Origin of the sequence: uncultured Polaribacter sp. (assembly GCF_947497125.1) — a bacterium.
Lineage (GTDB): Bacteria > Bacteroidota > Bacteroidia > Flavobacteriales > Flavobacteriaceae > Polaribacter.
The window spans coordinates 498,122-513,829 of the sequence record NZ_CANMFI010000002.1 but is presented as its reverse complement, the minus strand read 5'-3'; the positions used below and the strand labels follow the sequence as shown (position 1 = coordinate 513,829).

Below are 15,708 nucleotides of genomic sequence, written 5' to 3'. Positions count from 1 at the left end.
ATTTACTTTTTTATCATTTTTTTCAGCATTGTTTTTCCGGTATTTGTTGTCAATCGAACCAAGTAAATACCACTCGCAAAATCTGAGGTAGTTACTACTGTTTTATTGATTCCTAATACCTTCTTTTTATACACTGAAATTCCGATAGTATTATAAATTTCAATACTAGAAAGCTTTTCATTTTCAGCAGAAACATCTATCGTAATTTGATTTGTAAACGGATTTGGATATATACTTGCTTCGTTAAAAACAGCAGTATCTACAGACAATCCTTTTAAAGATAACACATATGGTTCTGTAAAATTACCAACTACTTTATCGCCTAAAAATGGCAAAGCATCCACTAATTTCACTTTTTCAGAACCATCAGAAAGCTCAAAATACAAAGGTTCTGTCTGGTCTCCAAAAACAGTAATAAAACTATATTTTTTACCTGCTATTTCTTCAATTTCTGCAATACCTCTTAGTATATTGTTTGCGTCAAATACAGAAATATTTGTAAAATCTTGATCCGCAACTACCTCTGCAACTATACTCATGGTAGCACTGTAGTTTCTAAAATACTCCTGCTGTGGGCCTTGCGTGTTAGCCGACTGATTTGTGCTTACTTCTCTCCTTTGCGCTATGGTAGCATCTGGATATTTAAATACCTGTGTCTTTCCAGATTTTATCATGTATCCTTTACCAGACTCTAAATAGTCTAAAGACCCTCGCCAACCAGAATTTTGGTCGTAAATAGCAAAGTTGAATTGATCTTTAATTACATCTCCATCACTTGTATCATAAAAAGCCAAGGCTTCTTGCAAGCTAATGTTTCTATGTATTGGATAAGACAACCAATTCCAACCAGCAGCGATATCTACAGTATAGGTTTTAGGATCTACCTCTTCACCTACAACTCGCAAATTGTTCTCTTTTGCCAACTTTATTTTGTACATATTGTCTACAGACAACATTGTTAAATTACCATTCCATTGACCATCTTCATAATTTGCAAATGTTAATTGAGATTTAATAGCATCTTTTTCAGATAGATCTAAATTTGAAAGTGTAGTTGCTAACGAAGCAAATTTGGTGTCCTTTGCATAAAAAGAAAGCCAAGACCAACCTTTATTTAAGGTTATATTTTGCTCTGTTACACTAGAGTTTGAAAACACCTCTGGATTGCTACTGGTACCTAAAACAGTATTCTGCATAAAATCTATCATTGTCTCTGAACCAATAAACGCATTGATAATTTTCCCATTTACAGCATCCCATAACTTAAAGGTAACCTTATCGTTAAATGCATTCTCGTTATATATGGTTAAATATGCAAAATAAGAATCATAAAATGCATCGTATTCTAAATACGCTTCTCCTTTTGCTACATCGTTTACAAAAGCACCCACTTTTGTATAGGTGTCTCTAGAAAAATCGCCATCTATTTTTATTTTACCAATAATATTCATGCTGTAATCATAATCTCTTGGGTTTACAGACCAGTCTGGTGCATCTGTTAACACACGCAACTCAAAAGACAATCTATCATTATAACCAGAAGCTGTTTCTAAGAAAATATCTGCTGTATAACTACCCATCGCCAAGTTTTCATCTACCGTAAATGTTACTTGTTTGTTGGTATTTGCACTAACACTTCCACTAGTAAAAGAAGGCGTTATCCAAGTTGGCAAGCCACTTATAGTAAACGGCTGATTGCTGCCACCTATATTTACAATATCCATAGTAAACTGATATGGGTCACCAACATTTTTCTGTGCAACAATTTCTTTAGTCTGTGCTTCGGTAAACCAAGCTATTTCTTGTCTGTTTACCAAGGCTGTCCAGGTTACCGGAGACAATTGTTTGTTAAAAAATACATCCGTTAAACCTTCTACAGTAAAATTAAGAATCTCTCCTTCAAACAAACTCCACTCTTCGTCGGTTAAATCTGGCTGAATAATCATTTCATCGCCGTTAATAACTACGGTATTTGAAATATTTGTGAACTTTAGTGGTGGTTTTATAGCTGGAGAATCGTCTACATATAGCTGCGTAGTAACTTCTTTTATTACTGCATATGTACTACCTATCGTTAAATTTCTATCGGCATGATAATATCTAGGTCCATTGGTGGTATTCGTCTCTTCTTTATTAAAGTCTAAATACAATAACAACCCTGGAGTGGTTTTGTCTAACTCAAAATAACGATCTCTTGCAATTTGTGTTTGCGTTCTTGCTGTGTTCCAAAAACGAATTTCATCTAACTTTCCTGTAAAGTAATTAGAAGCAACATCTGGAATAGATTGCTGATTTAATTTTGCGCCTACTAGAATTTTACTTCCTGTAAAACCTCCTATTTTACTTGCACTTATTGCGTTTACTTGGTTCGCATTAACATAAGTAGTTAAAAAACCTCCTCTTTTTAAAGAGACTGCAATATGAGACCACGTATTTGCTGTTAATGGATCTATCGTTAAAGGATATACTGCTCCTTCAGTATGCAATTCTAATTGTCCATTAATGGTATACTCAAAAGACCATTTATTTCTAAAAGTGTTGGTCATTACACTATCAGAATCATCTCCTACACCATTAGAAAAAATAGTTCCAACTGAATTTAAGTCTGGTTTTATCCAAAAAGACAAAGAAATATCCTCTAGATGAGTAGGCTGAATAAAACCAACATTTTCTAAACTTAAATATCCGTTATCTTTAAATTCATAGCCATTTCCTTTTGGCTTAATATCCCAATTTAAATTAACCAATGCATTTCTTCTTTTGGCTTTGTCTAAACCAGTAACTCCGTTCCCTTCATCTAACTTCCAATAACCTTTTAAATTTAATTCTCTACCTGTTAACGTTAAATCTTTTGCTACCGTTGCTTTTGCAGGGGTAAACGTCTGAGACCACAAACGAATGTCGTGAATGTTACCCGATACACCTTGATCGCCAATAAAAATGGAAGCGCTGGTATTGATATCTAGTTTTTCTGACAAAACTTTTTCTACTAAAATTTCTCCATTTTCGAAAATAAATAATTTTGGCGTGTTCGAGTTTTCATATACAAAAGAATAGAAATTGTACTGGGTACTGTTTATTTTTTTGTTATTTGTTTGTGTGGCTACCGTTTGTTCTCCTATAGAAAAAGTAACAAAATCGTTATCAACAGCTATCTGAATCCCGTCTTCTTGTTGCACCAAAATCCCTTTACTAGTGGCTACATTTTGGTGCCAAAATTGTAAAGTAAACGACTGATTGTTGATGCGTTGGTTTGGCAATTCTATTTGATTTCCAGTACCATCTAGCCTTACAGATACGCTATGGTCTATTTCTTGTTGGTTTTTTAAACCAGTTACAGAAATAGAAGAAGTTATACGTTTTAAAATGTCTTCATTAAATCGTAAAGTAATGTCTTCTCCAACATCTAAAATACCGTCTGTTGGATTTGGTGTACCAAATACTACAGGAGGGTTTAAATTAATGGTACCAGAAACTACTGCAGAAGTATTTATAATATTGTTTGTACAATAAGAAACCGCTCTAAACTCATAGTTACCATCTGGTATTTCATCATTTACAATATCCCAATTGTAAGTAATTTCAGCGTCTGATTCATTTATTAAAATTACATCACTGCTCTGAGAATTAGTATCGGTATTGTAAGATGCAAGTTTAATCCAATTAGAAGAACTTGCATTCCTGTATTGCAATTCTATCTTTTGAAACCCTGTAAAATCTGTACTAAAATCTGTAAAGGTTATTGGTAAAGAATTGGTAGTTTGCTCTAAAGTTCCAAACCCAGTATAAGCTTCATTTATGTTAAACACCCAATTTTCTTCTGGCGAAGCAATTGTAACATTAGAACATGACTTTTTAAACTTTGCAGAAATATCTAAAAAATTATCTCGTTTTTCATCTGCAATAGCACATGGACTATATAAGTACAAACGGATATTTTCATAGTCGTATATACTTGAACTAGACGTTTTAGATATTTCTACAGGAAACTCAATAGTTTCATTAAATGGTAAAAAAACGTTTACACCATTTGTTTCAAGATTTATTTCTGCTCCGTTTAATGAAGTAGGATCATAATCTAAAACAAATTCTAAGTCACTTTGCGTTTGGCTTGTATTTTTTAAAAGTATCGTAAACACTGCACTATCATCTTCAGGTACATTTGTTATTAATTGCTTTTCTACACTAAAATCAGCTTTGTAAACATCGTTAGTGGCAACAGAAAGTATTTCTCCTCCTTCTCCAATTTCGTTTGCATTGTACCCTTCTTCTTCATAAAAAAGAGATGTAGTTTCTCCTTCGTAAGGACAAGAAGTTGCCCCCCCTTTTGTAATAAAAACAGGCCCATTACCATCAAACATATTTAGGATATCTACACTTAAAAAATTGTTTCTGTTATCATCTTTTAATGTGTAAGATATAGTGGTACTATTATCTATTGTGTTTAAATTTATGTCTGATTCGTATGTTTTTTTCACAATCACCTTACGGTCACTACGACCAGCATTGTTAACAAAAATTCCATTATCTTTTACAGCTGTGTCAGTAAAATCTTTGGTATATTCAAATGATTTATCTACAATTGTAATTGTTTCTAAAGATGTGGTAAACTCTCCTAAACCTGCATCAAATGAACGATTAGAATCAAAATTTTCTGATACTAAATCTCTCAATACATCAATAGCTAATAAATCATCAACACTTAGTGTATCACTAGCAAATGAATTCTGTACATAATCAGTAATTTTTGACAATACCATTTCTCGGTATTGTTCGCTTTTATCTTTTGCTTCAAACTTTGTTTTTTCATTATCTTGAATAATTTTTTTCCAAAGTTCTGCCTGCTCTCTATAACTATCGGCAGTTACAAAAATTTTTGTTAGATCTGGATCAGGTTCTTCCACGTAGTTGTTTGCTAAGTTTTCCAATTCAGGTATCAACGTTTCCAAAATATATTTTTGAGAATATGTAAAAAATGTACCTGTAGGTTGTTCTCCTATTAACATATTTTCTCTGGTACTAATATATAAGGTTTTAGTTTCACCTTCAGTGTCTTTTGAATCTACCGTTATATATGGAATTTCAGAACCGTCATTATTTTTTAAAGGTGCATCTGTAATATGAACATTATTTATTGAACCAAAGAATAAATTTTTTGCATTTCCTATATACAAGTCACCATCAGCTCCTACAAAATTAGGATCATCACTTGTTGAAATGGTTTTTGTGAAAGTATATGAGTTTAAAAAAGTGTTTTTGTTAATTTGTTTTGTTTCTGAGACTATACCTTCATCCTCAGTTTTAACTGTTCTAACCTCTAAACCTATACTAAGAATAGGAGTACCAATACTGGTTGATGCTGTTGGTGCGGTTGAAGTAAAAGTAGCTTTTTCAACAGATTTAGACTTTAAATCTTCTGATTGACTTACAAAACTAATTGTTGTTCCTTCTTCTATAGAAGCAAAACTATTAGAGCCTGGTGGATCTCTTAAAATAATATCTGGTATTTCTGGAGCTGAAGTAACAAATGATGCTTCACCAGAACCTGATCCCCCTATTATAATACCTTCATCTTTAAAATCATTGCTGTTTAATATTCCTAAAGGATTTTGACCATCAATTACATATTGTACAGTCATGCTCTTTTTAAAGTCTTCTTCTCTAGATACATTGGCTTCTCCTGCTATAAAAGAATAGGTGTATTTTTTACCATTCTCTGATAAGCTTATGGTGCTATTATCTCTAAGCTCTAATTGATTGGTAATATTAAATTTCCCTTCCGTAAAAAACTCTTTGGTAACCACACCATTTCCGTCATCTTTATTTACATAATTTTGTGATACTTCAAACTCCATATTATACTCATTATTTTGATTATAAATAGGAACTTCTAGTGCACTTACATCATAATATTCTCCACCTACTTCTAGCTCCGTTTCGAACTCTTGCTTTAACAGCGTTAAGGTTACAGGAGAATCATATCGAAAACTTTTTTGATAATGGTAAGGTTCAGAAATTAGAATAGTACCATCTTTTGTTGTAAATTGTGTAACTTCTTCTTCTGGAACCTCTCTTAAATCTAACGTTTCTATTACATTTATAATTTCATTATCTAAATCGCGATTAGACGTTATTTTTAAGTCGCTAGGCTTAATAGAAAATTTATAAGGGATTAATGAGACTTTAAACTCTCCTGTTTTTTCGTTTGTTGTAAACTTAAAATCCAAATCGCTAGACTCGACAGCTCCTTTAAGAATTATAGATGCTACTCCTATATTGTTTACAGAAGAAATGGTCTCTTCATTTTGAGTTTCTAAGCCTTCAAAATTGGTATGTGTTTTTTTATCATTAAACCCAAAACCAATCGGTTTGTCAAACTCTCTTTTACCACCTACTACTCTTCCAACAAGAGTTACTCTGGTTTCGTCTACAAAATACCTGCGTTCTATTTGGTCTTCAAAAAACTCAAAAGTACCTGTTTCTGGAAAACGACCATTGTGGGTAAACACATGCCCGTCTTTTTTTACTTCAATTTTATGATTCCCAATAGGTACTTGTATGTTAAAGTTACCTTCGCTATCTGTTACAACAGGCTGATTATCTGCATCAAACACAATGCTTCCATCTATATATACATTAGCCTCAGACAACCCTATAACTGGGTATTTTTTAAATACACCCTCTTTATACATATCGCTTGAAGCGTCTTTACTACCCCCTTCATAATAGTACTCTCCCTTGTTATAAATTGCACCATCAGCATCTATATAAGAATTGTAACTATGGTCTCTTAAACCTGTTACAACTTCATCTGTAGTACTTTCAAAAACATTTCGCACATCATACAATGCCTTACCTCTAAAGGCAAAAGAAGAGATGTCTGTAAAATCTATTTTATTAACTACAGGCGCATCTTTTCCTAAAAATAAGGTTTGTGTTGCTGGGTTAAACTCATGTACTCCTAAAGAAGGTGTTATTTCAAAACTCTCTCCATTTCCTGAATAAGAGATAGAAGCAATGGTATAGTTTCCATTTTTATCGGTTACCCCAAAAATACCCAATTGGTCTCTTCTGGGCTTGGTAGTACTAAATGAAAAAGCACCTAAATTCTCACGAATTTTAACATGGTTTTCGTTAAATGTAAACCCTTTTTTAGACAAGTCGTATAAAAAATCACCATATCCCTCGTCTCCTCTTAAATAAATCTTAAGGTTGTTTTCTCCTCCACTTAAATAACGTCTATAATCTCTTCTAATATCTAATGCTGTTAATGCTTTGTCCCAAAAACGCACTTCATCTAAATACGTGGCTTTGTTACATTGTAAACACAAATCGAAAATTTGTACCTTTTCTGAAGTTTCTACAGTATAATCTGTAAATAAAGCATCGGTTAATGTAGGCTGACTAATACCTTCTGAAACCACAGCTCCCTCTAAACCAGCACTAGTTATAGGCCTACCATTTATATAAATGGTGGGTGTTTTATTGTTTTCTAAAGCTATAGAAAAATGAACAAAATCTTCTTCAGAAATACTTGCAATACTTTTATATACATCCTTCCCAAAAGGATCTATTGCTCCTGTAGGATAAGCATTGTTTAAGGTAAAGCCTGCAAATTTAGTATTGTTTTTTGTTAAGTGTACTTTTAGGGTGTTTTCTGAGGTAAGTGTAGCACCCACACTAAACGTATTTGTAGCTGTTGTTTGGTAGGTAAATACCGTAGACAGGGTATCTGAAACACTTAAATTTACCCAGCCTTGTAAGGTAGTATTTACAGCACTAAAATTGGTACGCATAATATCTGTACCTGCACTAGCTCCTTTAAAATACATACTTTTAGAGGTACTACTATCATTATTAGCACCTACGTTTTCTGCAAATAATGTTACGTCTTTAACGGGGTTGCCTCCTTTAAAACTTACATTACCGGTTACAATAGCAGTTGGGTTTCTAAACCCAATGCCTCGTGCAAAATTTAAAAATTCTTTTGCTTCACCATCTATGGCAATACCGTCTGCAAAAATTCGGTACTCATATAAGGTACTTGCTTCTATTTGTTGGTCTTCGTATTCAAAAACATCTTTAGCAAGGGTTGCTATAAGCTGTTCTGGAGTACTTGCCCCTAGTTCTTTTCTGTAAATTTTAATTGTATTAATAGCATCTTTATTCGCAGCTATTTCCCAACTAAGTTTAATCATATCTGCATAAAAACCCTTAGAAATAAATACCTGGTTTTCTACAAATGTATTCGACTTGTAGAGTATAGAATATGGAAATAAAATACTTGCGTTTGTACCTGAGTCTAAAACTCTATTAAAAAGTAAGGGACTACCTACCTGAAAATTTAATTTTAAATTTACAGTTGTATTGTCATCTTTTGTAATTTCTTCTTTTTGAGCGGTTCCTGCCCCAACAAAAAGCTGATTTTTACTTTGTTGGTTTTGTGCATAAAAGACAACCCCCCAAAGACTAAACAGACAGTATAGTATTTTTCTCATAATCTAAATTTTAAGAAGGGTTATAGTTTTATAATGTAGTTTACTACAGCTGTCCAAGGGCGGTTTTCTTTACCACCAACACCTTTGGTATTCCCTTTGATTGTGTGTTTATGATTACCATCAGTAGAAGTTGTATAACCACCACCATTAGGACTATTAGAATCAGGATAATAGTTAAGATATATATCGTTACTAGTTCCAAGTCGATAACCAAGAGCATATATTGATATCTTATGATTATGCTCACCAGCCTCATCTGTTTCTAAATCTAATTCATGCAAATGCGAAGCAATACCTTGCCCTTGGTAATCACCAATTGTACCTACTTCTATTTTTTCTTCCGGTATGTTTGCACCAACACCTTCTCCTTTTAAGAAACGCCCACGTAAATCTGGTAATGTATTTCCTATTACTAATTTTAAGGCATCGTACAAAACCCCTTCATTAGAAATATCTGTACCATCACATTTTACCCAACCTGCTGGTATGGCATCATCATTACCCATAAACGCCACTACAGTTCCAGGAGGTACACCATTTTGCGCTTTTTTTGCAAAATGTGCATACGGTACGTACTGTAATTTTTGGTCGTATACTACTATTTCTTGGCTATCAAAATTAACACGAACCTGTAACTTAAGGTCTGCCTGACTAAAATCTATATTTGTAAAAACTGTGTTGTCTTGTGCTCTACCATTACTAACTACATGAGAAAACAACCCATAGGTATCTGTTCTTATATTCTGTGTTTCTTTGTATAATATGTCACTATCAGAATTAACAATAAAGAAATAAAATGTAAGCTCAGTATTTGAAATAGCAGAGTTTGTATTATCTCTTGCAATACCTTGCACAGCAATACCTTGTGCAAAAGCAACAGTAGCAAACATACATAGAACGAATGTTGTATAAATTTTTCTCATGATTTTTAATTTTTAATTTGTTGTTGTAATTAAGTTGTTATTTATAAATTTTAATTTGTAGTTATTAGTCGCACCAAATACCAGCTGTATGAGTGCAACAGTTGTTGTAATTTGTTGAGTAAAAAAAGTTTTAGATAAAAATAATGGTGCTTTACTTACAGAAAAGTAAGTGTATAGCATACCAAGTAGTAACAAAACACATACGAAAAGCCCATAGCTAAAAAAGCTATAAGTATTTATTATTAAGAAGGCACAAAAAAGAATTGTTTTGTGAATTTTCATTTTTGGGGGAATTATCTTACACAAAACTATACGACGAAGTTTACAATTAAACTATAATTTGTACTTTTGTTGTGTCAAAATCGCATTTTGGAACAAAGTTTTTCTAAAAATTAGATAAAAACACACTTTTATGAACCCCCACAAATTAGTTTTTATATAAAAAAACCCCATATGATTTTTGATTTGTTGTATTTTATAAATATTATACTTTCTCTTTTGGTGGGTTTTTACTTATGTACAAAACTAAAACCGAAGCATTTTAAACTGCATATTTTATCGTTGGCGTTGTATTTAATAGTAAATGCTATTTGCTTTAGTTTTTATTTACTTATAAAGTATGAATTTATTCTAAAGATTCCTTACTTATACAAAACCGCAGCACCACTTACCTATTTAATTGCTCCAGCAGCCTATTTTCATGTTTGGTTTCTTGTACATAAAACAAGTAATTTAAAATGGTGGCACAGTTTGCACTTGGCACCTTTTGTAGTGTTTTTAGTAAGTTATATCCCTTTTTATTTTGATGATATTGCTACCAAAACAAGCTATGTAAAACGTATCATAGAAGATTTTAATTTAACCCATACAGACAATATTGGTTTAATACCAGAAGCATTTAATAGTTTGGGCAGAATTTTGCATCCTATCTTTTACCTTATATTACAATGGATATTATTAAAATCTAAAAACGCTAAATTGCTGAAAGAAAAGGAAAAAACCTTGTATACTTGGGCATACCATTTTGTAAGAATACAAACCTTTTTATTTGCTAGTTTGTTAGCAACCGTAGCAACCTCTTTTTTAATTTTTCCAGAATTAGAAGACACTATATTTAGTGATATTTCGCTATTGCTTACAGTAATTTTCTTTTTCGTGCTAAGTTTTTACCTTTTTTGGAATCAGAAAGTATTGCAAAAACTAAAATATTTTTTACCACAAGCAGATCTTTCCGAAGAAACCAAAGCGTTGTTTTCTATTGAAGATATTACAGAGATTGCCTACCAGAAAAAGTTATTTCTTGTCGAAAAAAGCAATTCAAACGACATTGCAGAGTACTTTGAAATTTCTAAAAGTGATCTTTCTAAGATTATCAACACAAAATACGCTAGTTTTAACGCTTGGATAAACCAACTTAAAATAGACCAAAGCATTGCATTGATTCAAAAAAACTTTTTGACAGATTTTTCTGTAGAAGCTTTGGCAAAAGAATGTGGTTTTAACTCTAGAAATACGTTTTACAGAGCATTTAAAACTGCAACAGGCACTACACCTAAAGAGTTTATTGCAAATTCTAAAAAAGTATAACTCGCTTTTTACTGCTGCCAATTTTAGCAATCAAACACAAAATTTAGCCAAATAAAAGAATCTACGGTGCAGGATTAGGAATTGCAGCATGAACTGCTTCTATCTCCTTTAATGTATCTTCAGACAAATTGATGTTTATAGAATTGATGTTTTCTTTTAACTGACTCATTTTTGTAGCACCAATAATATTGCTAGTAACAAATGGCAACTGATTGATAAATGCCAAGGACAACTCGGTTAAAGTGATGCCATTTTTTTGTGCAATTTTGTTGTATTTCTTTACCGCTTCTATAGAGCCATCGCCCATATAACGTGCAATAAAACGTGGAAATAAGTTTCCTCTAGAACCTTCTGGCGAGTTGCCATCTAAATATTTACCAGACAAAACACCTTGTGCTAAAGGAGAATAGGCTAACAAACCAATATCTTCTCTTAAAGAAACTTCACTCATGCCATATTCATAGGCTCTGTGAATCATTGAATATGAATTCTGAATTGTTACGGGTCTTGCAAAATTATTAGCTTCAGCAGCTTGCAAATATTTCATAGTTCCCCAAGGAGTTTCGTTAGACAAACCAATGGCTTTTATGGTACCTGCTTTTACATATGCATTTAACGTTTCTAAAATTTCAAAATGATTTTCCGCCTCTTTAGTTGCTGTTTTAAAAGGATACTCTCTTGTACCAAAACAATTTACACCTCTACTTGGCCAGTGAATTTGATACAAATCTAAATAATCGGTTTGCAATCTTTTTAAACTACCTTCTACCGCATTTTTAATGTTCTCTTTGGTAAAACCACCCGTTCTTATGTGTTTGGTGTAATCGCCACCGCCCGCAATTTTACTAGCTAAAACTACTTTTTCTCTATTGCCTGTTTTTGCAAACCAGTTGCCAATAATACGTTCTGTATCTGCGTAGGTTTCTGGGGTTGCCGGTACCGGATACAACTCTGCGGTATCCCAAAAATTAACTCCTTGTGCCAAGGCATAATCCATTTGTTCAAAAGCTTCTTCTTGGGTGTTTTGGTTTCCCCAAGTCATGGTTCCTAAGCAAATTTTAGAGACTTTAATTTCTGTAGTTGGTAAAGTAGTATATTTCATATTTTAATGGGTAACTGCGTAATTATTAAATTGTGTAATTGTCTAAAAACTTTCTGCTAAATTAAAAACTAAAAATCTATTTTAAGAATTTGAACTGAGTTTTAATATAAATTTCACTTTTATATGTATGAAGATGCTACAAATTAAAAAAACGTGTAGTTTAAAACTACACGTTTTTTTGACTTTTTTTAAATTATGGATGGTCTAAGAATTTAATTCTAAGAAACTTAGACAATAAAACAATTACACTTATTTTAAAATAGCATCTATACCTGGCAATGTTTTTCCTTCTAACATTTCTAGCATTGCGCCACCACCTGTAGATACATAACTAACTTTGTTTGCAAAACCAAATTGTTTTACTGCGGCAACAGAATCGCCACCACCAACTAAAGAAAAAGCACCATTTTTAGTTGCTTTATCTATAGAATGCCCCAAGGCAATCGTTCCGGCTGCAAAAGATTCCATTTCAAAAACACCCAAAGGTCCGTTCCATAAAATAGTTTTACATTGGTTTACAACCGCATCAAAGTTTTCTCTAGATTTTGGACCCGCATCAACTCCTTCCCAACCATCAGGAATGGCATTAATATCGCAAATTTGTGTATTGGCGTCATTTGAAAAATCATCCGCTGCAACTACATCAACAGGAATGTGAACTTGCACTCCTTTTGCTGCCGCTTGTTTTAAAATTTCTAAAGCCAATTCTTGCTTGTCATCTTCACAAATAGAATTTCCAATCTTACCTCCTTGTGCTTTGATAAACGTAAAACTCATACCACCACCTATAATTAAATGGTCTACTTTGTCTAAAATATTTTCGATAACCGTTATTTTAGACGATACTTTTGCGCCTCCTAAAATTGCCAATACTGGCTTTTCAGAGGTATTTAAAACCTTATCTATGCTTTCTATTTCTCTTGCTAATAAATTACCAAAACACTTGTTTTCTTCAAAAAACTGTGCAATAATAGTTGTTGATGCATGTGCTCTGTGAGCTGTACCAAAAGCATCGTTTACATAAATATCTCCAAATTTAGAAAGCTGTTCTGCAAACGCAACATCTCCTTTTGTTTCTTCTTTATAGTATCTTAAATTTTCTAACAATAAAATTTCACCCGGTTGTAAAGCCGCAACTGCTGCAGTTGCTTTGCTACCAATACAGTCTTCTACAAAGTGAACTTTACATCCCATAATATCTGTTACAGATTTTACAATATGTTTTAAAGAAAATGCTTCTTGAAAACCGTCTGGGCGACCTAAATGTGACATTAAAACACAACTACCTCCTTGCTCTAAAATGTCTATTATGGTAGCTTTTGCTGCTTGAATTCTTGTAATATCTGTTACTTCAAACGCATCGTTTAAAGGCACATTAAAATCTACACGAATAATTGCTTTTTTATTTTCGAAATTAAAATCTTTTAGTGTTTTCATTTTTGGTCTATCTATTTTTAACAAAAATACCGAAATCTTTAGGTTTTAAAAAACACAAGCTCTAAAAGTTAAGTTAACGTTTGCGTAGACATAAAATTTAAAAAACACATCATAAAAGTACCTCTCTAATTTTGATGCCATTTCTTAATGAATTTCTGACAAACAAATTTTATATTTGCTCATGCTTTTCAACCAAATTATAGGTCAAGAACACATAAAAAGCCATTTGCAGGTTTCTGCAGAAAATGGCAGAATACCGCATGCACAACTTTTTGTTGGCAAAGAAGGTTCTGGCACTTTACCTATGGCAATAGCATATGCACAGTTTTTATTGTGTAATTTTTCTGATAATGCTGATGCCTGCAACCTAAAGTGTAATAATTTGCAGCATCCAGATTTGCATTTTGCTTTTCCGGTTACTACAAATGACAGCGTTAAAAAACACGCAGTAAGTAATCTTTTTTTAGAAGATTTTAGAACCTTTATAGCCAAACAACCTTATGGCAATTTGTTTAATTGGTTGCAACATATTGGCGTAGAAAACAAACAAGGAATTATAGGTGTTGATGAGGCAGAAGCGATTGTAAAAAAATTAAGACTTAAAAGTTACGAAGGTGGTTTTAAGGTGATGATTATTTGGATGGCAGAAAAAATGAATATTGCTGCTGCCAACAAACTATTAAAGTTACTAGAAGAGCCGCCAGAAAAAACGGTTTTTATCTTGGTAACTGAAGATGAAGAGCAGATAATTAACACCATTAAATCTCGATGTCAGGCATTGCATTTTCCTGCTTTGTCAGAAAGTGACATTGCAGAAGCACTGCTTAAAAATGAAAGTTGTAGTAAAAATGAAGCTGCTAAAATTGCACATCAAGCAGAAGGAAACTTTAATAAAGCGGTTCATTTATTAAACAATGATTCTTCGGATATCGTTTTTGAGCAATGGTTTATTACCTGGATAAGAACTGCCTTTAAAGCCAAAGGAAACGCAGCTGTTGTTCAAGAGTTAATTTCTTGGTCAGACACAATTGCAAAAACAGGCCGCGAAACTCAAAAAAGATTTTTAGCTTATTGTTTGCAATTTTTTAGACAAGCATTGTTGCTAAATTACAAAAGCGAAAACTTAGTTTTTATAGAGAGTAAAACCGGCTTCGATATTTCTAAATTTGCCCCATTTGTGCATGGCGAAAATATTTTAGAGATCGAAAAAGAGTTAAACGATGCGATGTATCATATTGAAAGAAATGGAAATGCTAAGATTATTTTATTAGATCTCTCAATGAAATTAACACGTTTATTACACAAAAAAGAACAACCAGTCTAAAATAGAATTTCTCTGTTAATCAACTATTTTAAATTGATCTCTATCCTCTAAAAATTTAAATTTAGCTCTACAGTTCAATAAATTTTCTTTTGATAAAGTGGCTTCTAAAAAGCCTACTTCTTCTTTTAAACTAGCAACCTCTAATCCTAATGGATCTAAAACTTGAGACTGACCAGAATAATTATGTTGATTGCCGTCTTGCCCTACTCGATTAACACCAATTACATAAGACATATTTTCGATAGCTCTCGCTTTAAGAAGTGTTTGCCATGCATCTATTCTAACTGCTGGCCAATTAGCAACATAAATTAATACATCATAATTTTCTGTATTTCTAGACCAAACAGGAAAACGAAGATCATAACAAATTAACGGGCAAATTTTAAATCCCTTGTAATTAATAATTTGTTTAGTTTTACCAGCAGTATAATACTTATCTTCTGTTGCTAAAGAAAAAGAATGTCTTTTATCGTAGATAATAGGCGCACTATTGGGTGCTATAAATACAAAACGATTGTAAAATTTATCATGCTCTTCAATTACCAAACTACCACAAATTGCAAGCTGCTTTTTAGTTGCCAATTTCTGCACCCATGCAACAGTAATTCCGTTCATTTTTTCAGCTACATTTTTAGGCTGAAGTGTAAACCCAGAGGTAAACATTTCGGGTAAAATAACCAAAGAAGTCTTTTCGGGCAACTTGTTTATTTCGTCTTCAAAATAGCTTCTGTTTTTTTCTGCGTTTTCCCAAATCAAGTTTGCTTGAATGGCAACAATATTTAATTCATTTTGCATATTTACTTCTAAAAATTAAAAAAATGACACCTCAAAAATAGG

General features: G+C 32.7%; 7 protein-coding genes. 2 read left to right on the top strand and 5 right to left on the bottom strand.

The window, feature by feature from the left end; genetic code table 11:
• Positions 1 to 2 precede the first annotated feature (2 nt).
• Both Q0678_RS05275 and Q0678_RS05270 read right to left on the bottom strand, forming a co-directional pair.
• Positions 3 to 8,498 carry a LamG-like jellyroll fold domain-containing protein gene (locus Q0678_RS05275; protein WP_299054917.1) on the bottom strand — a complete coding sequence of 2,832 codons (8,496 nt, stop codon included), beginning with the start codon at positions 8,496 to 8,498 and terminating at the stop codon, positions 3 to 5.
• Between the two features lie 20 nt (positions 8,499 to 8,518).
• A complete protein-coding gene (locus Q0678_RS05270) occupies positions 8,519 to 9,421 on the bottom strand; it encodes a tail fiber protein (RefSeq protein WP_299054915.1) in 903 nt (300 codons plus the stop codon).
• Between the two features lie 453 nt (positions 9,422 to 9,874).
• On the opposite strand from Q0678_RS05270, the gene Q0678_RS05265 reads away from it, so the two are divergent.
• On the top strand, positions 9,875 to 11,008 hold the full coding sequence (locus Q0678_RS05265) for an AraC family transcriptional regulator (protein WP_299054911.1): 1,134 nt from the start codon (positions 9,875 to 9,877) through the stop codon (positions 11,006 to 11,008).
• Positions 11,009 to 11,069: 61 nt separating this feature from the next.
• On the opposite strand, the gene Q0678_RS05260 is transcribed toward Q0678_RS05265, so the two are convergent.
• Entirely contained in the window at positions 11,070 to 12,110 is a 1,041-nt protein-coding gene (locus Q0678_RS05260) for an aldo/keto reductase (protein WP_299054907.1), read from the bottom strand.
• Between the two features lie 249 nt (positions 12,111 to 12,359).
• Positions 12,360 to 13,547: a phosphoglycerate kinase gene (gene pgk / locus Q0678_RS05255; protein WP_299054904.1), complete on the bottom strand. Its 1,188-nt coding sequence runs from the start codon at positions 13,545 to 13,547 to the stop codon at positions 12,360 to 12,362.
• Between the two features lie 181 nt (positions 13,548 to 13,728).
• On the opposite strand from pgk, the gene Q0678_RS05250 reads away from it, so the two are divergent.
• Positions 13,729 to 14,871, top strand: a complete 1,143-nt coding sequence (locus Q0678_RS05250; RefSeq protein ID WP_299054901.1) for a DNA polymerase III subunit delta' — start codon at positions 13,729 to 13,731, stop codon at positions 14,869 to 14,871.
• A 15-nt stretch (positions 14,872 to 14,886) separates the two neighbouring features.
• Here Q0678_RS05250 and Q0678_RS05245 read toward each other — a convergent pair whose 3' ends face one another.
• Positions 14,887 to 15,666: an amidohydrolase gene (locus Q0678_RS05245; RefSeq protein ID WP_299054899.1), complete on the bottom strand. Its 780-nt coding sequence runs from the start codon at positions 15,664 to 15,666 to the stop codon at positions 14,887 to 14,889.
• Positions 15,667 to 15,708: the final 42 nt, after the last annotated feature.